A 24,356-nucleotide genomic window follows, 5' to 3' on the forward strand; every position below is an offset into this window, starting at 1 on the left:
GTAATTTGATTAATTTACCTCAATTGGATGTTTTGCTGTCAATCCAAACACTTGAGCTTTAAGTTCAGCTAATTTTTCGGGAGAATTATGATTCTTCAGAGCCGCTAGAATAATTTCTGCGACAGTTTGACAATCATCTTCATTAAATCCACGTGTCGTAATTGCGGGTGTCCCGATCCGTAAACCACTAGTTTTAAATGGACTCAACTTTTCATTTGGAATTGCTTCCTTATTAGTTGTGATAAAAATAGAATCCAGAAGATCTTGAACTTGTTGACCATTCATATCGGTCTTCGTTAAGTCAAGTGTCATTAAATGATTATCTGTACCACCGGAAACGACTCGAACAAGCTGTGAATCGTTAAATGTAGTAGCCATTTTCGCCGCATTATTTTTAACGTGTTGCATATACGTTTTAAACTCTGGTTTCAAAGCTTCCCCAAACGCTACTGCCTTAGCAGCAATTACGTGTTCTAATGGACCACCTTGCGTTGTGGGAAAAACAGCCGAATTAATTTTCTTTGCATATTTTTCTTGGGAAAGAATCATTCCTCCACGAGGGCCTCGCAATGTTTTATGCGTTGTGGTCGTAACCACATCGGCAATCCCAACTGGTGATGGATGCAAGCCTGTCGCTACTAATCCAGCGATGTGGGCCATATCAACCATTAAATAAGCACCTACTTCATCAGCAATCTCTCTAAAAGCCTGCCAGTCAATAATCCGGCTGTATGCAGATGCCCCGGCCACAATAATCTGAGGCTTTTCTTTGTGAGCTATCTTACGAATTGCTTCATAATCTAAGCGTTCCGTTTCTAAATCAATCCCATAGCTTGCTGATTGATAGAATTTTCCACTAAAACTTACTTTAGCGCCATGCGTAAGGTGTCCACCCGCATTGAGATCCATTCCTAAAATCTTGTCTCCGGGTTTGATAAATGCCGCATAGGCAGCTTCGTTGGCTTGCGAACCAGAATGTGGTTGTACGTTGGCATATTCAGCTCCGAATAACTCTTTGGCCCGATCAATCGCTAATTGTTCAACTTGATCAATATACTGACAGCCACCGTAGTACCGCTTACCTGGATAGCCTTCCGCATATTTATTTGTTAAAACGGAACCTTGAGCCGCCCTAACTGCCTGAGAAACGATATTTTCCGAAGCGATCAACTCAATGTTGTGTTGCTGCCGATTTTGTTCACCAGCGATTGCATTCCATAATTCAGGATCTTCTTTTTGATAGTTCATTTAAAACGCCTCCTATTATTTAGGTGTTTGAAAGTATTGCTGTCCTGCTGATTTTTTTAGACGATTCATATAAGCCTCGCCTAGCCCTAATTCATCGAATTCTTGAGCCAAAATGTATGAAACCGAACTCTCTGTATCAAAGTGACGTAATCCTGCAAATAAGTTGTGACTCGCTGATTGGACATTGTCTCCTAAAGAAAACCACTCTCCATTCTCAGGAATTTGATTTTCAGCTTTGACTTGCTGAGTGGTCATAATGCCAACTTGAGTTGCTTGTGTAGCAGCCCATTGCAACGCCTCTGGCCATAGTTTATCAGAAACAATCAAAACTTGCGCATTTGGTGCATAGTGCTTATATTTCATTCCCGGCGCCTTAGGGACTTCATCTTTGCCAACTTTGTGGTGATCAGATCTGACTGTCCCAATGACTGCTTCTAGCTTTTCCTCACTTACACCACCTGGCCGTAAAACCGTTGGTACATCACCAGACATGTCTAAGACCGTCGATTCCACCCCAATTTGCGTAGGGCCATCATCTAAAATTCCTGCAATTTTGCCTTGTAAATCATGGTAAATATGTTTTGCTTCTGTTGGACTAGGTTTTCCGGATGTATTCGCCGAAGGTCCCACAATTGGTACTCCCGCTTTCCGAATCAAATCAAGAGTTGCTTGGTTACGCGGATTTCGAAACGCCGCTGTTGCTAATCCACCAGTGACGCTTTTAGACAAGGCATCTGGTTTCAATTGTAAGATAATGGTTAACGGTCCAGGCCAAAATGTCTTCATCAATAAACGTGTCTTTTCAGAAAGTGGCTGAGCATATTTCTCCACCGTCTCAACATCTGCAACATGAACAATTAACGGATTGTCGCTTGGGCGCCCTTTTGCAACATAAACTTGTTTAACTGCCACTTCGTTGGTGGCATCAGCACCTAATCCGTAAACCGTTTCAGTTGGAAACGCAATTAACTGGCCGGCTTGAATTTGCTTTGCAGCCTCATTTATAGTATCTGCATGATATATTTCAGTTTTCATCTTGTGACTTCCCTTCACTAGCGATCGTCACACGCATCATCCGATCATGATTCGTGATATCTTTTTTGAATTTTACTTGATAGCTTGTTTTAGCCGTTTTAAATAATTCTTCAAGCGCCTTTTTTTGATGGTAGCCGAATTCACAGTACAGTTTACCTCCACCATTTAGGTGCACTCCAACTTGCTGGCTCAGTTGATCATAAATGGCCAACCCTTGCTGTTTTGCAAACAGGGCTTGTCCTGGTTCGTGATCGACCACGTTTGGATCCATAACAGCTCTTTCAGACTCTGCAATGTATGGCGGGTTGGATACAATAATATCAAATTTATGCGTTTTTAAGTTTTGAAACAAATCGCTTTTGACCAGCGAAATTGCAGCTTTCTGTGAATCCACATTTTGTTTAGCCACTTGCAGGGCCTCTTCAGAAATATCTGATCCCATCACTTGCCAATTTGGTCGTTGCTTTTTTAGCGCAATCGCAATGGCCCCCGAGCCTGTTCCAAGATCTAGAACTGTGCGGGCCGCCTCATCATTCTCATTCAAAACCCACTCCACCAATTCTTCGGTTTCAAAACGTGGGATTAGGACGCGTGAATCGACAAACAACTTGCTGCCATAAAAAGTAGCCTGCTTAGTAATATATTGCACAGGAATGCCATCAGCATATTGGCGAATATTTTCTTGATAATCTTGCCAGACGCTCTCCGTTAATTGATCGCGATGATGCAAAATTAATTGAGTATTATCCCAGTGCATCATATTAGCCAATAATAACCTAGCACCCTCATTATCAATCCCATTTTGTTTGTGGGGTTTTAAATACAAAAAAGCCCAGTTAAGGGCCTCTAGGTAAGTAGGATTATTCATTGCGAAGATTCTCCATTTTCTTTGCTTGATCATCCAAGATCAAGGCATCAATGATTTCATCTAATTCGCCGTTCATAATTCGGTCTAATTTGTTTAAGCTTAACCCAATGCGATGATCCGTTACTCGGTTTTGGGGATAATTATAAGTTCGGATTCGTTCAGAACGATCACCAGTCCCGACCGCGCTCTTTCGCTCAGCATCGTAAGCATCCTGTTCACGAGTTTGGTAATAGTCATAAACACGAGCCTTTAAAATCGTCATCGCCTTAACTCGGTTTTGTTGCTGCGAACGCTCATCTTGCATTGCAACGACAATTCCAGTTGGTAAATGAGTCATTCGCACAGCAGAAGACGTCTTATTGATATGCTGACCACCAGCACCAGAAGAACGATAAACATCCGTCCGAATATCTTTCGGATCAATCTCGATATTGACATCCTCTGCTTCAGGCATCACCCCAACAGTAGCCGTTGACGTATGAACTCGTCCAGCTGATTCAGTTGAAGGAATTCGTTGTACTCGGTGCGCGCCATTTTCGTATTTAAGTTTCGAATAAACACTCTCACCAGAAATCATCAAAACAATTTCCTTAAAGCCACCAACTTCGGTGGCATTTTCATCCACAACTTGAACTTTCCAATTTTGATTTTCTGCATAACGAGAATACATATTAAAAAGGTCCGCCGCAAATAGACTAGCTTCATCCCCACCAGCAGCACCGTGAATTTCCATAATGATATTCTTATCATCATTTGGATCCGTTGGTAACATCAAAACTTTGATTTGGTCTTCCAAATCGGTTTTCTGAGCGCGTTGGGTACTCAGTTCAGATTTCACAAGTTCATCCATTTCAGGATCTAATTTTTCACGTTGCATCTCTTCATTTTCAGAAATCTGTTTAATTACTTTTTTGTATTCCCGAAACTTAGCCACCGTTTCGCGGATACTTGCTTCTTCTTTAGATAATTCTGTAAATTTTTGTGAGTCAGAAATCACATCAGGATCAGCTAAAAGTTCATTTAACTCATCATATCGGTCCTCAACTGACTGCAACTTATCAATAAAATCATTCATTACTTACTTTCCCTCGTTTCATCCAAAGGTGGATTAAAGTAATGACGACGACAAACTGGATAATATGCCTCATTGCCGCCAATCAAAACCTGTTCACCTTCATACACTGGTTTACCATCTGCAAAACGTAAATTCATAATTGCCTTATGTTTACAAAACCAGCAAATCGTCTTCATTTCTTCAATTTTGTCCGCATAGATTAATAAATATTTAGAGCCTTCAAAAAGTTCATTTCGAAAATCATTTTTTAATCCAAATGTCATGACTGGAATATTTAGATCATCCACAACCTTGGCCAGTTCCTCAATGTGGTGTTTTTTTAAAAATTGCGCTTCATCAATTAAGACACAAGCTGCATCAGGATTTAACTCTAAAACTCGTTGATAAACATTGGTCTCATCAAAGATAGGCTCCGCAGTTCGATGCAACCCAATCCGGCTTGCAATCTCACCCACTTTTTCTCGCGTATCAATGCCACTAGTCATTAAAACAACTGACTTATGCTGCTCTTCGTAGTTATGAGCAACTTTCAAAATTTCGATCGACTTACCACTATTCATTGCGCCGTAGTGAAAAAATAACTGTGCCAAAGCAGTCTCTCCCTTTGTATTGACTTCCTATTCAGTATAGCTGATAACCAAGAAAATTTCATCTCCAATCAGAGCCAAAAATTCATCTCTGATTTAATTCTTAGTTTTCTTTTTCTAGATAACTTTCTTTTTTTCGCCATTGGGCTTAAAATTAACTTTTAGTATTGAGGGTATCACGCCCTTTTATCAATTTTATGGAGGAGTCATATGTCACTCAAAAGTTCATTTGCAATGGCCACTGGAAAATCCGCTTACTGGTTCTTGCATAAATTTCGTAACGGTGGAAGTTCGCTCCCCGGAAAACTAACCACAAAAATCGATCCTGATATTTTGAAAGTTTTGGGTAAAAATTACGATGTGATTGTTATTACCGGTACAAACGGAAAAACTTTAACAACGGCCCTGACTGTAAAAGTCCTTAACCAAAAATTCGATCAGGTTTTAACGAATCCAAGTGGTTCCAATATGGAACAAGGAATCGTGACAACCTTTTTAACCGCGAAAAAATCAAAAAATGGCCGTCAAATTGCTGTTTTGGAAGTTGACGAAGCCAATGTCATTAAAGTGACTAAGTATATTAAGCCCCTTGCATTTGTATTTACAAATATTTTTCGGGATCAGATGGATCGCTATGGCGAAATTTACACCACTTATCAAAAAATCTTAGATGGTGTGGCTCTGGCTCCGGAGGCAACCATTATTGCTAATGGTGATGCTTCTATTTTTCATTCAAAAGAGCTACCCAATCCTATTCAATATTATGGATTTAATAATCAAACGGACGGCGAAAAGCTTGCCGATGTTAATACGGATGGAATTTTATGTCCAGTCTGTCAAAATATCCTCCACTATAAATTTATTATTTACAGTAACCTTGGTAAATATTATTGCCCTCACTGTGGATTTGAACGTCCTGAACTTAATTATCAACTAACAAGTGTCGACAAATTAACGCCTGCGACTTCAGCTTTTCAAATTGATGGCACTCAGTTCAATCTGCATATTGGTGGCCTTTATAATGTTTACAACGCTCTGGCAGCCTATTCAGTCGGAAAATTCATGGGAGTTTCTGATGAGGACATCGCAAAAGCTTTAAACGATCCTGACGAACGTGTTTTTGGTCGGCAGGAACAAATTCAAGTTGGCGATAAAGAAATTACCATTGTTTTAGTCAAAAATCCAGTTGGTTTAAACCAAGTTATTGACATGGTCGGGACCGAACCTCAGCCATTTTCGTTAGTTGGCCTATTAAATGCCAACTATGCCGACGGAATCGATACAAGTTGGATTTGGGACGGCGAGTTTGAAAAATTACCCAAGATGAACATTCAGCAATTCATGACCGGTGGCGAACGCTACAAAGATATCACCTTCCGTTTGAAAGTGGCTGGTGTTCCCGATGAAAAATTATGGATTGAGCCTGATTTGCACGCAGCGGTTGATAAGTTTAAAGAATTACCTACAAAACGAGTTTACGTTTTTGCAACTTATACAGCCATGTTACAATTACGCAAACAACTGGCCGATGACGGCTACATTAAGGAGGGAATTTAATTGAATTATTCCTTAAACGTTGCCCATTTGTATGGCAACCTCTTGAATACCTATGGTGATAATGGTAACTTACTGGCGCTTAAGTACTACGCCAAACAAATGGATACAGATCTTAACATCAAAGTGATTAGTCTAGATGACGATTTTAAGGCTGCTAATTTTGATTTAGTTTTCTTTGGTGGCGGCCAAGATTATGAACAATTAATTGTTTCTAAAGATATTCCTTCCAAAAAAGAAGAACTTACTAAATATATTGATGATGGTGGCCCTTTGTTGGCCATTTGTGGCGGTTATCAACTTTTAGGCCACTATTATATTGGTGCAAATGGTGAAAAGATCCCGGGAATTGGTGCCTTAGACCACTACACACTTAGCCAAGATAATAATCGTTTTATTGGTAACATTTTAATTAAAAATAAACAAACTCAAGAAGAATATCACGGCTTTGAAAATCATAATGGTATGACCTTTTTAGGTAAAGGTGAAGAACCTCTCGGAGTGGTTGAAAATGGCCATGGTAATAATGGTAAAGATAAAACTGAAGGCGTAATTTATAAAAACGTTTATGGTTCTTACTTTCATGGACCAATTTTGACCCGCAATGGAAGCTTAGCAAAGCATTTATTAATTACAGCTTTAGAACGCAAATATCCAGATAGCGACTTTAGCCAGCAAAAAGCTTTGAAAATACCGGCAACATTCTAAATATATAAAAATAACGGTTAGTTACGAATTCTAAATTCATAGCTAACCGTTATTTTAATTGTAGACCTTATTCTTCTCCTGGCTCACTGGCAATAATCTGTAAATCACCAGTCAACGTCCACTCTTTGACTTGATAAGGTAAAACAAAATGCACACCTTTTTTAATTTCATAACTTTGGCCGTCAACTGTAATTTCACCCTCACCTTTCAATACAGAAACTAAGGTATAAGGCGCAGCTTGACGTTTAAAAGTTGCGGTACCATTCTTTAACAACCATTGATAAACAGAGAAATGTGGTGAAACTGGTGGCTTAACATAAGTTGTCACTTCTGCATCACCAACCGTTGTCTTTTCAATATTTAATTGCGGATCAACATGAGGCACTGTGGTCACATCAATTGATTGTTGCAAATGAAGTTCACGTTTCTCACCAGTTGTTTTATCTACCCGGTCAAAATCGTATAAACGGTATGTTGTATCACTACTCTGTTGAGTCTCTAAGACCATAATTCCTTTACCCAACGCATGAATTGTGCCACTAGGGACATAATAGAATTCACCTGGTTTAACAGGAACTCGGCGGAACAATTTATCCCACTTACCGTTGTTAATCCAATCAGCTAACTCTTCGTGCGTTTTAGCGTTGTGGCCATAATAAAGTTCTGCCCCTGGCTCGGCCGAAATAATATACCAGCATTCCGTTTTTCCTAGTTCATGTTCATGCTCTGCAGCGTATGCATCATCCGGATGAACCTGCACAGATAAATCATCATTGGCATCTAAAATTTTGGTTAGCAATGGGAAAACATCCCCCTTTGCATTTCCAAATGCCTCGCGATGCTGATCCCAAACTTGATCCAATGTTAAACCTTTGTAAGGTCCATTAGTGACCATAGCTGGACCATGAGGATGAGCCGAAATTGCCCAGCACTCACCGGTTGTGTCACTTGGGATTTTATATCCAAACTCAGTAGCTAATTTCTTGCCACCCCAAATTTTTTCATGAAATACAGGTTTCAAAAATAATGGTTCACTCAAAACGATCTCTCCTTTGTCTTTAACGACTATTCTTAAGCTATTTTCGCTATTACATTAACAGTTTACCATAAAACAAAACCGCTTTCAGTAAGCGTTTGATTATTTTTGGCCTTCTTTCAAAAAAGCTTCAATTACAAGTTGGCGATATTTAAAATATATTTGGTTATCTGAAGTCGGATGCACGCGATTAGAAAGAAACACTAATCCCCGCTTTCTTGCCCTATCTACCAATAGCATTGTGCCAGTAAACCCACTGTGTTTTAAGACCCAATGCTTTTGTGATTCATCTTCTTTTGCGATCAGTCCCCAACCAAAAGAACGAACTAACTGAGAGTTTGCAGTCTGATTTTCAAACAATTGATCAATTGTCTGCGAGTTTAAGACATCAGGATTTCTTTTTGGTTCCAGTAACCAGCCAACAAATTTAGTTAGATCTGTTAACGTCGAAAAAAGCCCCGCAGAGCCGCAATGTGCTCCTAGAATTCTGGCTTTCGGATCATGCACAACTCCTCGAATCAGCCCCATCTGTGCGGTCCATTCCGTTGGGACACAATCCAAAGGATCGGGTTGAAAAGTCGTTTGGCTTAACCCAAGCGGTTTTAGTATGCGCTCTGTGATGGCATTTTGAATTGGTCGATGACAAATTTTTTCTACAATTAGCCCTAGAAAAATATAATTTAGATCTGAATAAACGACTTCTCGATTAAAACCAGATCCAATTTTTAATGTGAATAAGGCCTTCAAAAGAGCTGCTTCGCTTAGTTCGTTGCGATGAGGAATATAGCCTGTAATTCCGGAAGTGTGAGTTAACAAATGACGTAAGGTAACCCGAGAATCAAAGAAATTGGGTAAATATGTGCAAACTGGCTCATCATATGAAAGCAACCCTTCGTCCACTAATTGGGCAATTACAATTTCTGTTCCAACAACTTTCGTTAAAGAAGCAATATCATAAACCATCCCGACCCGTAACTTTTGCTGTTTCGGCACCAATTCGGCCTGTCCTAAAACATGTTGAATAATTTGCTCATGATCAATAATGGCATAAGAGACTCCGGGAACAATCCTCTCTTTAACCATTTTTGCGATTTGTTTTTCCGTATTTTTATAAGTTACCATTTGTTTTCTCCTTGACTTAAAAGCACAAAAAATCCACTACCCAATTATTGTCTCATATTTAAGGATGAAACAACTTTTGAATAATGGATTTTTTATTTTTAAAATTAAGGTTTAAATAACTTCATTACCAGAAAACTGACTGTTATATAGATCCGCATAAAAACCATTTTGTTCCATTAAGCTATCATGATTTCCGGTTTCCATAATTTGACCATGGTTCACAACCACGATATTTTGGGCATTCCGAATTGTTGATAGTCGATGGGCAACCACGAAACTTGTCCGGTTCTTAAGCAATTTATTCATCGCTTTTTGAATCAAGACTTCTGTACGGGTATCAACCGAACTAGTCGCTTCATCTAAGATAAGAACTTTAGGGTCTGCCAAGAATGCTCGTGCAATTGTTAATAATTGCCGCTGTCCTTGGGAAATATTTGTTGCAGATTCGTTAAGCACAGTATCATAACCATCTGGTAACTGACGAATAAAGGAATCGGCATGTGCTGCCTTCGCAGACTCAACCATATCGTCATCAGTTGCATCTTCGCGACCATACTTGATGTTTTCACGAATGGTACCTGTGAACAACCAGGTATCCTGAAGAACCATTGCAAATTCAGAACGTAACTGAGCACGACTCAAATTTCGAGTATCCACACTGTCTAATTTAATGGAACCGTCTTTAATATCATAAAAACGTTCAAGTAAATTAATGATCGTTGTTTTTCCGGCTCCAGTTGGTCCAACAATGGCCACCATTTCTCCAGAATTGACATCCAGATTAAAGTCCTGAATTAAAGGTGTATCTTCAACATATTGAAAATCAACATGATCAAAGACAACTTCTGCCTTTGGATTCTTAACATCGGCAATGTCGACGTGGGTTTCTTCCATTTCAGGTTCATCAATCACGGCAAAAATTCGTTCCGCAGAAGCAATTGTCAACTGAATCGTATTTGTTAAGTTGGCAATCTGGGTTATTGGTTGTGAAAACTGTTGTGTGTACTGTAAGAATGCCTGTACATTACCTAATGTGATCTGACCATTAGCAACCTCAACACCACCAACAACCGCAACGAAAACATAACCTAAGTTTTTAATAAAGTTCATTAACGGCATAATTAAACCAGAAACAAATTGTGCCTTCCAAGCATAGTTTAAATACTGATCATTTTCTTTTTTGAAATCTTGGATTGCTTTGTCTTCATGATTAAAACTCTTTACCACAGTATGTCCGGCATAAGTTTCTTCAATTTGATCATTTAACAAGCCAAGATGCTTTTGCTGACCACTAAAGAATTTTTGTGACTTTGGTGCCACAACTGCGACCACAATTAAACTTAGGGGTACCGTCAAAACGGCAATCAGCGTTAGTTTCCAACTAATCGTCAACATCATGTAGAGCACACCAACAAATTGGAAAACACTCGTAACTAACTGCGTCAAACTTTGCTGCAAAGTTCCAGAGATGTTATCCATATCATTAGACATTCGACTCATGACATCCCCATTAGAATGGGTATCATAATATGAAACAGGTACACGTTGTAACTTAGCTTTGAAATCTTTCCGCATTTGATAAACGGCTCGTTGTGACACTTGGGTCATAATGGCCTGTTGTGCAAAACTAAACAGGGCTGATAAACCATATAAAATACCAACTGTGGCCAAAATATGGATAATTTTTGTGAAGTTGATTGGCAGTGTATGAAGCGCAATGCCGGCCTTCATTTGGGCCTGGCCCTTCATAACACCTGCAAATATCTCAGTTGTCGCTTTTCCTAAAACCTTAGGGGCATTAATCTGAAGCACAACAGAAACACCAGCCATAATCAAAACTAGCACAACCATTACCATCCAAGGAGAGAGATAGCGAAGTAAGCGACCAGTCGTTTTCCAAAAATGTTGTGGCTTTTCAACTGCCATACCCATTCCTGGACCATGGCCACCGTGACCACCAGTACGTTGTGGCGCTCGTTCATTATTTTTAGCCATTTACCTGATCTCCCTTCTTGATTTGTGAGTCAATAATCTCTCGATAAGTATCATTATTGGCTTTTAGTTCTTGATGCGTCCCTTGGCCTACAATCTTACCCTTGTCGATAACCAAGATTAGATCAGCATCAGCCACTGTCGCGATTCGTTGAGCAACAATTACAACCACACTCTTTTGGATTTGACTATCCTCACGCAAAGAATGCCGTAATTCAGCATCGGTTTTGAAATCAAGCGCTGAGAATGAATCGTCAAAGACGTATACTGGAGCTTGTTTAACTAATGTCCTAGCAATCGTCAACCGTTGTTTTTGACCACCAGAGAAGTTATCTCCATCTTGTTCTACCCAAGCATCCAAACCATCCTCATCTTTATGAATAAATTCAGTTGCTTGAGCAATTTCCATTGCATGCCAAATTTCGTCATCCGTTGCATCAGGATTACCAAATTGCATGTTTTCTCTAATTGTTCCTCGGAAAAGGACGGATTTTTGCTGTGCTAATGAAACCTGAGCATGCACATCTTTTTGACTCAATGTTTTAACGTCAGTTCCGTTAATTAAGATTTCCCCTTTTTCGGGATCAAAGAAACGAGGAATTAAACTCACAAGGGTTGATTTACCAGAACCAGTACCTCCGATAATAGCAACTGTTTGCCCAGCTGTAGCTTTAAAGTTTGCCCCATCAATTGCTAAATCTTCTGCACCTTTATATCGAAAATCAACATTCTGAAATTCTAACGAAGCCGCCTTTGTTTCGTCTTTAGTTGAAACAGGTTGCTCCGGATCCTTGACACTATTTTTCATTTCCAAAACTTCATTAATTCGTTTTGCGGATGCTGAAGCACGAGGAACCAAAACAAAGACCATGGAAAGCATCATAAAACTCATTAAAATCTGAGCTGCGTAAGTCATGAATGCAACCAAATTTCCCACTTGCATAGTTTGATTAGAGATTAACTTGGCTCCATACCAGATAATTCCCATATTAGTTCCGCTCATAATTAAAGTCATGATTGGGAACATAAAGGAAACAATCGTAAAGACTTTGATTGCGGTATGCGTATAATCTTTGTTGGCATCCCCAAAACGATCTTGTTCGAACTTGTCCCGATTAAAGGCTCGAATAACCCGAACCCCTGTTAACCCTTCCCGGAAGACCAGGTTAATTCGGTCAATCTTCTTTTGCATCCCTTGAAAAAGCGGTACTGCAAAATACATAATAATTCCAACAAAAAAGACAAGCACTGGGATAGCTACCAAGAAAACAGCAGTTAATGCTGGTTGTTTGTTGTACGCCATAATCCCGGCACCAACCAACATTATTGGTGACTGAAGCATCATTCGTAAGATCATAACCATCACATTTTGAATTTGAATAACATCATTGGTTGTCCGTGTAATTAAAGATGCGTCCCCAAATTTTTCAAATTCATGATTTGATAAAAATGAAACTTTCTTAAAAAGAGCGTCACGAATTTTACTACCCATTTTCTGGGATTGCGTTGCTGCAAAATAGACGTTTACTGCCGCTGCTAATACCCCTAAAAATGAGATTGCTAACATTTTATAACCTGAGTTCCAAATATATGAGATATCACTTTTGGCAACTCCGTTATTAATAATATCTGAAGTGATATTCGGTAACCACAAATCACATATGACCTGAACAATTAAAAATACGGTCCCAATGACTACTGCCCACCAGGCCAAGTATTTTCGTGATAATTTAAGCATTTAACCAAGCTCCTTTTTTGATTTTAGTGCGCCATTTGCAATCCAATCCAATGTCGTTGCAAATTCGGCTTTGGCATCGGCAATTGTTTCGGGTGACTCTTCTTTTTGAGAACGAAAATAATGACCAATCGCGTGAACAAAAACAGTGAAGATTAATCGTTGCAATGCCTTTAACTCTGCATCGTTATTAATGCGAAGTTTAGACCGATCAACCATTTTGCTAATCTTGTCCTCAACTGCCTGCATACTTTGGAAAAATGGATGTTTATGATGATCCTTTCCAAAATGCTTCGAATGATGATCGCGCTGAAAATCGTTTGATCCAACATTCTTAAAAATATCCGCATTTGGTCCTTCAGTAATTTCTCCTACCGCAAAATCAAAGAAATACTTCATTGATTTAAATATGTCGCCATGCGTTTTTTCCAACATATCGAAAAAATGTTGCTCCATATCCGTCATCAAGTTTCCTAGAAAATAAAAATAAAGATCCTCTTTATTTTCAAAATACTGATAAAAACTGCCTCGCGGAATTTGCGCATCTTCAACAATTGCACTAACTGATACTTCTTCAAGTGATGCACGAGAAAATTCATGCTGTGCAGCTTGCATCAATCGTGCTTTTTTCTCTTTGTTCAGATTGAAATACGTTGCTTTTGGCATCTCTTCCTCCTCAAAATGACACACTGTCATAATTGATGATTATACGCTTAATCCATGCTTTTGCAACACGAAATTTATGAACATTCCTGTTTAAATTTCTAAGATTAAATTTTGTTATCTAAATCAAAAAGCCACCTGAATGACCTTTTATTAAGATCGTTCAGGTGTGCCGTAAATAAACTTACTTGTAAATTTGAATTGTCTTTTTACCTAAATCTGTTGTTGCGTGCAAGTATTCAAAATCGACCTGTAATTGAAGTTGACTTAGATTTAATTTTTTTAATCCTGATTTTTTATTTAAATTAAATGTTGCTTCATACTCATGATTTTTGGCACTAATTAATCAGTGTTTACTTTTATCAAGATAATCCTTACCGAAAACACTGTCATTACCGTTATCCTGGTAAGTCTTTGCCATAATTGCAAATCCTGAAACAACATTATTATTCTTCAAAAAATCATGAACAGATCCATCCATACCAGTAAACTCATAGCGGACGGTTAATTTACCATTTTGTAAAACTGCTTTTTTAAATTTATATACAGAATTACTTCGTTTTGCCTTAACAGTCATCGGAATCTTTTTAAGAGATGTTCTTGAGGTAACCTCAGGCTTATCCAAGCTTGACTCAATTGTTAAATCCTTAATTTGTTTAGGCATTTTTTTTATTTTATATCCAACAATTTGATTTTTTCCGTTCCCGCTAATAGAGACTGCATTCGCATCCAGTAGATAATCCTTTTTACTTTTGTTAACCAAGATTTTAAATATTGCTAATTGATCTTTGCTGTATCTTTGTGCTAACCGAAACTTTATTAAACCGGTTCCACCGACGTATTCATCAATCCCAAGAACTCTTAATTTAACATCACCGTTTGCCAAAGTTAACCTACCGTTCAATTTGCGTGAAGTAACTTTGCTAGGGGAAAGATGTAGGTTAAATGCCCAGCGACCAAAGTTTCTCTTGAAGCTCGTAAATACAATCGGAAAATTAATCGTTCTTTTAGGAACTGCTCCTTTAATCTGCCTGCTCCATCATAATTTCAGTAAATGCTTGTTGATTTCCATGCATAGCTCGTTTGACAATTCTAATTTTGACTTTGTTCACGTGGCTTACCCCCTTTCACCTATTAGTGGTATAAACACTGGAAAAAGTTGCACTTTTATTTAATGAATCAAAAAAAGCTGCTATACAACATTTTAACGTCATATAACAGCTTCAATATTTAAAATTATTGGGCATACTGGGATCGAACCAGTAAATTACGGATTCAGAGTCCGAGGCCTTACCATTTGGCGAATGCCCACTAAATTACCTCTATAATATTACCGTCTTTCCGCCAAACTGTCAATAAGTCTTCTTTTATTTTGCCGATTTTCATTGAAAGTTGTGAACATCTGACAACTACCTTGGTTTTTGCTACAATAAAGGTAATGTTACGAGGTGAAAATATGGCTACAAATTCTGATTCAATTTATAATGTTTTATCACAAGTTTATAATCATCCAGACCGTGCCGCTGTCAATACGCTGGGATATACAAATGTGGTGCAATTAAATATAAACGACACAATGCATGTAGCAAATCCAGAAATCTATTTTCCAGATGAAACGTTACTTGTCGACCGTCTATCTGATGATTTTGTTGCTAAATACCGTACTTTGCTTGATCATTTTAATACCTATACTACTAGGCCAACAAAAACTTATCACGAAGTTTGGGTAACGACTGCTCATATCCTAAAACAAAAAGCCTATATGCTTGAGTTGACTTATGAGTAAGAAGGAACTTAAAGCAGCCCTCGCCGACACCAAACAAAAACTGGTCATCTGGGCAGTAATCGCGATTCTTTGCTTGGTCAGCGAAAGTTTATTGCCCTATTCGTTCATTCCATACATTCTTATCGCAATATTCGTTTATTGGATGTACTTATTTATCAGCTTAATTTATCTGACTTTTCTGGCACGAAAAAAGTGAATTAACAGCTAAGGTATTGACTTTAAGTCCCAAATACGATAAATTAGAAAAGTACTAATTGACTAATTGCCCGCTGGTCAAATTGGTTTAAGACGTCGCCCTCTCAAGGCGGAGCTACGGGTTCGATCCCCGTGCGGGCTATAATTAAGCAAAAAATAAGCCTCAAAGCATTGTTAAATCAGTGTTTTGAGGCTTATTTTTCTTTTTAAAAATACGTCATTTCGACATTGTCACTAATATAGTTTACAAACTGGAGTAAAGCATGCCGATTTTCTAATTTATTGAAGGTTTTAATCTTGTTATGTCCATCTTCCCGATAGGTGATCACCATGACGTTTTGACTTTTAATTCCAGTCTTCTTGATGAATGCAAGATATTTTTTTGAGCCTAATTTGGTACGAATATTTTTCAAATCAATGCTATAGAAGTCCTCTTGTGCACTCAATGAATAACGCCGAATTTCCTTACGTACCTTGGGATAATGTTTGCTGTCCGAATTATAAAAATATATTTCCGTGTCATAAGAGCTATATCTTTTTTTCTGAATTTCTTGAACGGCTTTGGTTGCAGAGATCGGAATTGGTGTTACATGATTCTTTGTATAATCCGGTTGATTGATAAATTGAAAAACGACGCCCAATCCCACAATCAATAAGGCTCCTGCTAACCCAATATGTTTAGCAGAATAAGAACGATCCCCATAAAAGAAAAACAGAACCATAATTACAACTACTAAAACAGATAAAATCCACAAGGAACCAATATAAAAATGTAACCCCATCGAATACGTAGTTACCCGTCTTCGTGTAAGCTGATAGTAATTGGTAATTCTCATGTAAAGCAGGATCAACAAAATAACCCCTACGGCTCTTTCGATAAAATTAACTACAGCCTGTTTGCGCACAATGATCTCCTACCATTTTGACAAACCTATTCATACATCGGTACTATAATACCGCTTTCTAACTATTTTTAATAATATTCCGTAAATAAAAAAAGTTACTCCTTATACACCTCAGAGTAACTCTATTCTTATGAAATTTTATAACGTCGTATTTTTATCGTCTTTCGTACCAAGTAATTTTCCGACCACTGGCAGTTTACCAAATTCTTCCGCACTATCTGAAGGCACAACCACCAAATTTGTATCAGACTTTGCTAAATCAGAAAAAGCATTGATAGATTGATTTTGGAAATATTTTTCGGTAGCTTCTGCTAATCCAGCTTGAACGGTATCAATCCGGTAACGCTCAGCATTGGCACGTGTTTTAGTTGCATCCGCTTCTGCTTTGGCAGTCGCCATTAGCGCATCATTCTTAGCTTTAGTAGTCAATTCAATAGATTTGGCTTCCCCTTCTGCTTTAGCGATGGTTGCCACTCGTTCACGATCAGCCGTCAATTGTTTATCCATTGCTTCTTGAATGGCACGAGAAGGTGTTAATTCATCAATATTAATTCGATCCACATTAATTCCGTATGTGTTCGTCAAATCGCCAATTGCCAATGTCAATTCCTGGTTAATTTTGGCAGTCGACCCTAAGGCCTCATTCAAGTCCATCCGTCCGATGATATCTCGTAAATGCCCACGAACAAGTTGGGCCATCGATTCAACGGAATCTGTATTTTCATATTGATACTTCACTGGATCGGTAATATGGAAGTTCAACGTTAAACTAGCTGAAACGTCCGCATTATCCTTTGTAATAATTGAATAGTTTGGTAGTGCTAAAGGTTCCATCGCTAAACTCACATTTTTAATTTTTTGAAAAAATGGAAAATAAAAATGAAATCCAGGATCAACGCTCCGTTTGTATTTTCCTAATGTTTCTACTAGACCACGATTATTTTGTGGCACAATTCTTAATCCAAATGGCATATTTAAACCCCTCCGTTTTTCTGGTACTCGTGCATGAACTGTTCTTTCTGGTTTATCATGATTAGCTCGTCGATCTCGCTTATCTGGTTTGGATATCGCATGCTGCCTACTCTGAATAGCTTTTAATTGCGCTTTTTGATACTGATTCGCGTACTCACCATTCATTGCCGCCTGCATTTGGCCCCAAAATCCCGCTTGATGTTTTTGCTGATTTGCCATCCTTATCTCCCCCAAAATGGCTAAATTTTTTGTAACGTTAATATGTTTCCATTTGCCTCAATAACCGCATACTTTGCAGTTGTATCGACATCCCCGTTATCATTAATTAAATAACGGTAATAAATACCTGAAACAAAGGCAAGTCCATGGTCAACGTTTAAGTCCTTTCCTAAAACGGTCTGGCCAATAATTTGCCGATTCTCAAAACTTTTTGTCCCATGATTATCTGATAGCAAACTCACAATGTACATATTGACACTCTGATTTGCTCGATTGGCTTCCTCGGCCAATCGATCGTAAAGCTCCTGGTCCAAACGCAATAAAAACCGCTTGTCCTTTTTATCATTCGCCATGAACTGATCGCCTCTTCTCAATATCATTCTGATATCAAACCCATTGTAAGCGATTTACGTACCAGAGTCAATATAAAAAAGCCTATTCCAAATAAAAATCTGAAACAGGCCATCCTAATTTTATTAGTTTTCGAATTGAGCCATTTTTTTACCTGCTTGTAACCATTCAAGGCGCTGTTGTTCGTTGGCTTTCCACGAACGACTGCGTGTTACCCCTTGCGACAACGGTTTGCCATTTTCAAGCATTTTTAGCAGTTCAGTATCAGAGAGTTGTTCAAGTTCATTTTTGTGACTTGTTTTAATGATCGTACAAAGCCGATTGCCATCTTCCGCAGGTTTTCCATAATCATTAAATGTCCCACACACTCTAAATGCTGGTAAATTCTGTTTAAGCTCCCCGGCCGCTATCTCTCGATCAAAATATTCTTTAACCATGGTAACAATTAAACTATCTAAATTGCGTTCATCATAGGTCACATAATTTTCCTGATCAACAGTAAACACATCTTTATCGTAAGCATACTTGGCTGATTTTTTGAGCGCGTTACTTTTAGCTTCAAGTGCTGTAAAACCGCTTTGCAAAATATAATAACAATTATTTTCTGCGTCAACAGCTTCCGTCAATTGAACAGAGTTTTCTGAAGAACGATTTCCGACCCCTTCCAAGAATTCTGCACCAACTGCTGTGATATTAAATTCCTGCTTAAATAATTGTTCCAGCCATTCTTTGGCCTGAGTCACATCTACTAAATACTTTGATTCATCTTGCCAAAATTGCTTGTTTGAGTAGTTCTCACCAAGATTGAATTTTTGATATAAATCTGACCAATTCTGAATTGTATCGATCGTTGGTACTAAAGCAATTTTCGTATAATTTGATTTCTGAATATTATTGTCTAAAAAAGTCCCTGCTGCATAATTTCCGTTAAACTTTAAATAATCAGCGCGTTTTTTCTCGAACATTTCACTATCTGCCATTTGAATTTTCCTTTCGACTTTTAAATAACTCGTGCTTTCACGTTACTAAAAAAATGAACCGATTACAAGTACATAATTTTAAACAAAAAAATAAGCCTAGTTTTAAAACAGAAAATTTTCATTTACCGCTTCTCACTAGACTTATTCTTTATTCACTAAAACCCTAACAAGTCTTATTTGCCAAGACGTTCGTTGAGTTCTTTTGTTTGTGCTTCATAGCCAGGACGGCCAAGCAAGGCAAACATATTATTTTTGTAAGCTTCAACACCTGGTTGGTTGAATGGGTTGATTCCGTTCAAGTAGCCAGAAATACCAACAGCAGCTTCAAAGAAGTAAATCATGTAACCCAATGTATAAGCATCCTGTTGAGGAATGTTAACATTCATAACTGGCACACCACCATCGTTATGAGCCAAGGTAACCCCTTGATGAGCCTTCTTGTTAACTTCATCCATTGTCCGGCCTTCCAAGTACTTAAGACCATCCAAGTTTTTCTCTTCCTTTGGTACATTCAAATCATGGTTAGGTTTGTCAACATTGACAACTGTTTCCATGAGGTTACGACGACCTTCTTGAATGTATTGGCCAAGTGAATGTAAATCAGTTGAGAAGTTAGCTGATGAAGGATAGATACCCTTCTGATCTTTTCCTTCTGATTCACCCATCAATTGTTTCCACCATTCGCCAAAGTATTGTAACGTTGGTTCGAAGTTTTCTAACAATTCAGTTGTGTAACCTTTACGATATAAAATGTTACGTAAAGCAGCATATTTATAAGCATCGTTCTTTGTTACATCAGGATTTGCATATGCATCACGGCCATCTGCAGCACCCTTCATTAATTGGTCAATGTCACCGCCAGCAACAGCGATTGGTAACAAACCAACAGCAGAAAGAACTGAGAAGCGGCCACCAATGTCATCAGGCACAACGAATTCTTCGTAACCTTCAGCATCAGATTCTACCTTCAAGGCACCCTTTGCTTTGTCAGTTGTAGCGAAGATACGTTCTTTAGCACCATCTTTACCATATTTAGCAATTAATTTTTCCTTCAAAACACGGAATGCAATTGAAGGTTCTGTAGTTGTTCCTGATTTTGAAATGACATTAATAGAAAAGTCACGATCGCCAATCAAGTTTACTAAGTCAGTCAAGTAAGTTGAGCTAATTGAATTTCCGGCAAAAAATACTTGAGGGATACCACCACGTTGTTCTTTAGGAAGCAAATTGTAGAAAGTATTGCCAAGAAAATCAATTGCTGCACGAGCGCCCAAGTATGAGCCACCAATACCGATTGCTACGAAAACTTCAGAGTTATTCTGAATCTTCTTAGCTGATTCCTTGATACGTGCAAATTCTTTCTTGTCGTAGTCAACTGGCAAGTCAATGAATCCACGGAAATCTTTACCAGCACCGGTTCCTTCACGTAATTCTTTGTCTGCAGCAGTAACAAGTGGTTGCATTTCAGCAAGCTCATTATCATGAACAAACTCAGAAACTGCTGAGCTATCAAACGAAATATGTGCCATTATTTAATTACCTCACTTAATATTTTTATTATTTCACTAACTTATTATACACCCGATTACTAAAATTTGAAGCGTGACCAAAAGTTCATTTAATGAATAGAAAGTAAACAAAAAACCGAAAGCTAGATGCCATCGGTTTCTTCTAGTGAAATTTTAAAAATTATTGCATCATTCCTAATAAAGTTGAACCCACAATAATTAAAATCGATCCAAAAATAACATATTGCATTTCACGATGAGTTTTATGTTCGCCCAATAGCCAAATGCTACCGAATGTCGAAATTACAATTCCGGCTTGAGCAAGTGAGTAGCTGATCGCAAGGCCAACACTTGGAATTGCCAAGAACATGAAGATATTTCCGACTCCCCAGATAATTCCAGTAATCATATTAGCCCAAGTATGACGATTCTTAAATGCTGTCACGGCCGCTTTAGAAATAAAAACAAAAATAACAGCACCGGCAAACATCCCAATCGCTTGCGGCAAAATAACAGCTTTAGCATTCACGTTGGCAAAACGCACAATAACTGTATAGCCGATGTACCCAATTGTAGAAATAATTAGCGCACGAATTCCAGCTCCCATATCTTCATCTTTATTGTGTTCTTTGTCATTCTTATCTCGTAAGGATGTGAAAGTAGCACCAACGATCAATGCGATAACGGCAATGGTCCCCATTGTAATGGTTTTTCCAGTTGCCCATTCATGCCAAATTAAAACCCCAGCCAAAGCGTTTCCGGCAAGTTGTAAGCCAGTTGATAATGGGACTGTTTTTGAAACACCGATTTTTTTCATTGATGTAAACTGCATTCCTTGACCAACGGCCCAGAATAAACCAGACACAACTCCTGCGATCCATACTTTAGATGTTAGTGTTGGTTGATATAGGAACCAAGTAAATACAGCAAATACAATGGCTCCCATGGTCATCCCTAATGTTTGTTGTGGGGCTGTTCCACCTAGACGTCCAGACACAAGCCCAATACTACCCCAAGCAATCGCTGGAATCAGTGCAATTATAATACCCATTTTAAAATTCTCCTTATTCTCTCTAAAATTAATGTCCATACCAAGACAAAGAAACATTTTAACAGTAAAGTAACCGTTTTTACAAGTGGTAAATTATTAAATTTAATTGATATACCAATTTCATTATACTGCAATGCTTGATATTTCAGGGATTCAGCGTCCTTATTTTTCGTTCATAAAAATATTGGACTAGTCCAAAAATAGTCACATTATTCGTGTTTAAAAATTAAATTCCATTTTTTGTTTCACTTCTTTGGCTTATCATCTAGACTTTCCTTCCATAGATTAGTCATATAAAAATGAGTCTGCATTTTCATAATCAAATGTGTTAAAATAGAAATGTTCGTTTAACGCAACCTTTTACACATCGTTGTAATATATTTTGGGAGGATTTTATTTATGTCATTAGTTAACGGTAACGAAATCTTTGCTGAAGCTCGCAAAGGTCATTATGCAGTTGGTGCTTTTAACACTAACAACTTGGAATGGACTCGTGCTATTCTTGGCGCTGCTCAAGAAAAAGGTACACCTGTTTTGATCCAAACTTCTATGGGAGCTGCTAAGTACATGGGCGGTTACGAACTTTGTTTAAACTTAGTTCAACAAACCATCAAGTCAATGAACATCACAGTTCCAGTTATCATGCATTTAGACCATGGTAACTACGAAGCTGCTAAAGAATGTATCGAAGTTGGTTACAACTCTGTTATGTTTGATGGTCATGATTTACCATTCGCAGAAAACTTAGAAAAAACTAAGGAAATCGTTAAGTTGGCTCATGCTAAGGGCATCTCTGTTGAAGCCGAAGTTGGTTCAATTGGTGGAGAAGAAGATGGTGTCATTGGTGAAGGTGAATTAGCTGATGTTGATGAAGCTAAACAAATCGCTGCAACTGGCGTTGATTACCTTGCTTGTGGAATTGGTAACATTCATGGTGAATACCCTGACAACTGGACTGGTTTGAAGTTCGAACGTCTCCAAGAATTAGCTGACGTAATTTCTACACCACTTGTTTTACATGGTGGTTCAGGAATTCCTAAGGAACAAATCCAAAAAGCTATTTCAATGGGTGTTTCAAAGGTTAACGTTAACACAGAATGCCAGATTGCTTTTGCTAAAGCAACCCGTAAGTACATTGAAGAAGGACATGACCAAAATGATATTAAAGGTTATGACCCTCGTAAGATGCTTGCACCTGGTACAAAAGCAATTGAAGATATCGTTACAAGTCGTATTGACTGGTTCGGTACTCCATCTGCTAAATAATTATTATAATTAAAAGCCATCATTCAAATTTGAATGATGGTTTTTTTTATTATTCAGTTTTTTGCGGCGGTAAAGTCACCGTAAAGGTTGTTCCCTTTCCAAATGTACTATCAACTACAATTTCACCACCATGTGCCTTCACCAACTGGTGCACAATGGCCATCCCTAAACCAGATTCACCATATTTGGTGTTCTTTCGAGAAGGATCCGCTTTATAGTACCGTTCCCAAATGTTCTTCATTTGTGACTCAGACATGCCAATTCCAGTATCGCTAATTGAAATCACACAATTCTTATCCTTATCATTGTGAGCCTCAATTGTAATTGTCCCGTCGTTTGTAAACTGAATCGCATTTTGCATAATATTAAACAGGATCTGAACAAACCGATCGTAGTCCGCATATACAATTACATCATCACCAACCTGCACCACAAATTTATCTTTGGCCTCAGTAGCCTTTTTCTGCAATTGCTCCATTAAATTTTCCACGATATGACTCACTGGAATGCTGTGACACGCCAACACAATTTGATTAGTCCGAATTTTTTCATAATCTAAATTATCATTTACTAATCGAATTAGTCGCTTCGTTTCATTACTCATCAACTGCAAGCTTTCTTCACGGCTCTCTTCTGGGATCGCATCGTAGGTCAGCCCTTCTAGTAAACCGTTGATCGTTGTTAATGGCGTTCGCATCTCGTGAGCGGCATCCGCCAAAAATTCCCGCCGTCTTTGTTCTTGGCGTTTAATTTCTTCGTCTGACTTCTTTAACGAAATAGCCATGTGATTAAAGTCAGTTGCTAAACCATCAATTTCATCATTACCCTTTGTAGGAACCTTAATATCAAAGTTACCTTTTCCAATTTTGTGGGCAGCCTTTCGAATCCGATCGATTCTAGAAACAGAATATTTAGCCAAACCATAGGCAATGATAATTGAAACCAGCCCTGAGATCAGAAAAGCGATCAGTAAATTATACCGGATTTTACGCATATTTAATTCAACATTAGAAACAGGCGACCCTACTGAGATCACGGCGATCAAATCTCCCTTTTGATTCCGGTAGGGTTTAATAATATCGGTGGTCGGACGATGATTTTTACTAGACGCTTGATTAAGACGTCGGTCTGACTTCCTGGTTATGGTTTCACCATTTTTCAACTTCTTCCACTGTGCAGCACTTATCGTTGGTGAAAAATTAGCCTTTGGATACGCAATTGTATTTTGCTTATTGTAAATTGTAAAATGCACAGATTGGTTTTCTAACAATCGCTCACTATTTTCCAATCCCGCAATTTGAATCCCCTCAAACTCGCCGCTGGTGCTAACCACTACAGATTGTTGAAAAACACTGTCTGCATAGCCTTCAAGCTGTTTCCAAGTATCTTGGTAAATCATTCGGCTAGAAAACTGACTGAATGCAATTCCGAAAACAATTAGTGTTGTAAAAATAACGGCAAAAAATGCCAACATTTGTTGATATAGGAGTTTCAGTTTCA

22 protein-coding genes and 2 tRNA genes are annotated in these 24,356 nt (G+C 38.3%); 5 read left to right on the forward strand and 19 right to left on the reverse strand.

Annotation, left to right across the window (positions count from 1 at the left end; all coding sequences use genetic code 11):
- Window positions 1-9: 9 nt before the first annotated feature.
- From glyA to PI20285_RS06560, 5 genes are read right to left on the reverse strand one after another with little or no spacing between them, the layout of a single operon-like run.
- Window positions 10-1,248 carry a serine hydroxymethyltransferase gene (gene glyA, locus PI20285_RS06540; RefSeq protein WP_057772326.1) on the reverse strand — a complete coding sequence of 413 codons (1,239 nt, stop codon included), beginning with the start codon at window positions 1,246-1,248 and terminating at the stop codon, window positions 10-12.
- 15 nt (window positions 1,249-1,263) lie between these two features.
- A complete protein-coding gene (locus PI20285_RS06545) occupies window positions 1,264-2,283 on the reverse strand; it encodes an L-threonylcarbamoyladenylate synthase (RefSeq protein ID WP_057772324.1) in 1,020 nt (339 codons plus the stop codon).
- Entirely contained in the window at window positions 2,273-3,151 is an 879-nt protein-coding gene (gene prmC / locus PI20285_RS06550; RefSeq protein ID WP_057772323.1) for a peptide chain release factor N(5)-glutamine methyltransferase, read from the reverse strand. Before prmC ends, PI20285_RS06545 begins: the two co-directional genes overlap by 11 nt.
- On the reverse strand, window positions 3,144-4,226 hold the full coding sequence (gene prfA, locus PI20285_RS06555) for a peptide chain release factor 1 (RefSeq protein WP_057772321.1): 1,083 nt from the start codon (window positions 4,224-4,226) through the stop codon (window positions 3,144-3,146). Before prfA ends, prmC begins: the two co-directional genes overlap by 8 nt.
- Window positions 4,226-4,816, reverse strand: coding sequence for a thymidine kinase (locus PI20285_RS06560; RefSeq protein ID WP_057772319.1), 591 nt, complete (start codon window positions 4,814-4,816; stop codon window positions 4,226-4,228). The genes prfA and PI20285_RS06560 overlap by 1 nt, the downstream gene beginning before the upstream one ends.
- A 207-nt stretch (window positions 4,817-5,023) precedes the next feature.
- Between PI20285_RS06560 and PI20285_RS06565 the strand changes: the two genes are divergently transcribed.
- Together PI20285_RS06565 and PI20285_RS06570 are read left to right on the forward strand one after the other, a co-directional pair.
- Window positions 5,024-6,370, forward strand: coding sequence for a Mur ligase family protein (locus PI20285_RS06565; RefSeq protein ID WP_057772317.1), 1,347 nt, complete (start codon window positions 5,024-5,026; stop codon window positions 6,368-6,370).
- The gene (locus PI20285_RS06570) at window positions 6,371-7,075 is read left to right on the forward strand and encodes a type 1 glutamine amidotransferase (RefSeq protein WP_057772315.1); all 705 of its coding nucleotides are present in this window, start codon (window positions 6,371-6,373) and stop codon (window positions 7,073-7,075) included.
- A 67-nt stretch (window positions 7,076-7,142) separates the two neighbouring features.
- On the opposite strand, the gene manA is transcribed toward PI20285_RS06570, so the two are convergent.
- The 7 genes from manA to PI20285_RS06605 all read right to left on the reverse strand — a co-directional run bounded on the left by manA (window position 7,143) and on the right by PI20285_RS06605 (window position 14,934).
- Window positions 7,143-8,114: a mannose-6-phosphate isomerase, class I gene (manA, locus tag PI20285_RS06575; RefSeq protein WP_057772313.1), complete on the reverse strand. Its 972-nt coding sequence runs from the start codon at window positions 8,112-8,114 to the stop codon at window positions 7,143-7,145.
- Window positions 8,115-8,213: 99 nt separating this feature from the next.
- On the reverse strand, window positions 8,214-9,233 hold the full coding sequence (locus tag PI20285_RS06580; protein ID WP_057772311.1) for a serine hydrolase domain-containing protein: 1,020 nt from the start codon (window positions 9,231-9,233) through the stop codon (window positions 8,214-8,216).
- Window positions 9,234-9,344: 111 nt separating this feature from the next.
- On the reverse strand, window positions 9,345-11,228 hold the full coding sequence (locus PI20285_RS06585; protein ID WP_057772309.1) for an ABC transporter ATP-binding protein: 1,884 nt from the start codon (window positions 11,226-11,228) through the stop codon (window positions 9,345-9,347).
- Complete coding sequence (locus PI20285_RS06590; protein WP_057772307.1) at window positions 11,221-12,963, reverse strand: ABC transporter ATP-binding protein; 1,743 nt, start codon at window positions 12,961-12,963, stop codon at window positions 11,221-11,223. Before PI20285_RS06590 ends, PI20285_RS06585 begins: the two co-directional genes overlap by 8 nt.
- Complete coding sequence (locus PI20285_RS06595; RefSeq protein WP_057772305.1) at window positions 12,964-13,626, reverse strand: TetR/AcrR family transcriptional regulator; 663 nt, start codon at window positions 13,624-13,626, stop codon at window positions 12,964-12,966. It lies immediately after the preceding gene.
- A 343-nt stretch (window positions 13,627-13,969) separates the two neighbouring features.
- Window positions 13,970-14,509: a hypothetical protein gene (locus PI20285_RS06600; protein ID WP_057772303.1), complete on the reverse strand. Its 540-nt coding sequence runs from the start codon at window positions 14,507-14,509 to the stop codon at window positions 13,970-13,972.
- Window positions 14,510-14,862: 353 nt separating this feature from the next.
- Window positions 14,863-14,934: transfer RNA gene (locus PI20285_RS06605), tRNA-Gln, on the reverse strand.
- Between the two features lie 145 nt (window positions 14,935-15,079).
- Between PI20285_RS06605 and PI20285_RS06610 the strand changes: the two genes are divergently transcribed.
- Both PI20285_RS06610 and PI20285_RS06620 read left to right on the forward strand, forming a co-directional pair.
- A complete protein-coding gene (locus tag PI20285_RS06610) occupies window positions 15,080-15,409 on the forward strand; it encodes a hypothetical protein (protein ID WP_057772301.1) in 330 nt (109 codons plus the stop codon).
- Window positions 15,410-15,673: 264 nt separating this feature from the next.
- Window positions 15,674-15,746, forward strand: a tRNA-Glu gene (locus PI20285_RS06620).
- Window positions 15,747-15,810: 64 nt separating this feature from the next.
- On the opposite strand, the gene PI20285_RS06625 is transcribed toward PI20285_RS06620, so the two are convergent.
- From PI20285_RS06625 to PI20285_RS06650, 6 genes are all read right to left on the reverse strand, one after another.
- Window positions 15,811-16,509: a hypothetical protein gene (locus tag PI20285_RS06625; protein ID WP_057772296.1), complete on the reverse strand. Its 699-nt coding sequence runs from the start codon at window positions 16,507-16,509 to the stop codon at window positions 15,811-15,813.
- A gap of 138 nt (window positions 16,510-16,647) precedes the next feature.
- A complete protein-coding gene (locus tag PI20285_RS06630) occupies window positions 16,648-17,481 on the reverse strand; it encodes an SPFH domain-containing protein (RefSeq protein WP_057772425.1) in 834 nt (277 codons plus the stop codon).
- A gap of 239 nt (window positions 17,482-17,720) precedes the next feature.
- Entirely contained in the window at window positions 17,721-18,053 is a 333-nt protein-coding gene (locus PI20285_RS06635) for a toxin-antitoxin system HicB family antitoxin (RefSeq protein ID WP_057772294.1), read from the reverse strand.
- Window positions 18,054-18,176: 123 nt separating this feature from the next.
- Window positions 18,177-19,031 (reverse strand): hypothetical protein, encoded by an 855-nt coding sequence (locus PI20285_RS06640; protein WP_057772292.1) that lies wholly within the window; start codon window positions 19,029-19,031, stop codon window positions 18,177-18,179.
- Window positions 19,032-19,204: 173 nt separating this feature from the next.
- Window positions 19,205-20,560, reverse strand: a complete 1,356-nt coding sequence (locus PI20285_RS06645; protein WP_057772290.1) for a glucose-6-phosphate isomerase — start codon at window positions 20,558-20,560, stop codon at window positions 19,205-19,207.
- A 160-nt stretch (window positions 20,561-20,720) separates the two neighbouring features.
- Window positions 20,721-21,590, reverse strand: a complete 870-nt coding sequence (locus PI20285_RS06650; RefSeq protein ID WP_057772288.1) for a GRP family sugar transporter — start codon at window positions 21,588-21,590, stop codon at window positions 20,721-20,723.
- Window positions 21,591-21,989: 399 nt separating this feature from the next.
- Between PI20285_RS06650 and PI20285_RS06655 the strand changes: the two genes are divergently transcribed.
- Window positions 21,990-22,856, forward strand: coding sequence for a class II fructose-bisphosphate aldolase (locus PI20285_RS06655; RefSeq protein ID WP_057772286.1), 867 nt, complete (start codon window positions 21,990-21,992; stop codon window positions 22,854-22,856).
- A 49-nt stretch (window positions 22,857-22,905) separates the two neighbouring features.
- Here PI20285_RS06655 and PI20285_RS06660 read toward each other — a convergent pair whose 3' ends face one another.
- Complete coding sequence (locus tag PI20285_RS06660) at window positions 22,906-24,351, reverse strand: sensor histidine kinase (RefSeq protein WP_057772415.1); 1,446 nt, start codon at window positions 24,349-24,351, stop codon at window positions 22,906-22,908.
- Window positions 24,352-24,356 lie beyond the last annotated feature (5 nt).

This window comes from Pediococcus inopinatus (genome assembly GCF_002982135.1).
Lineage (GTDB): Bacteria > Bacillota > Bacilli > Lactobacillales > Lactobacillaceae > Pediococcus > Pediococcus inopinatus.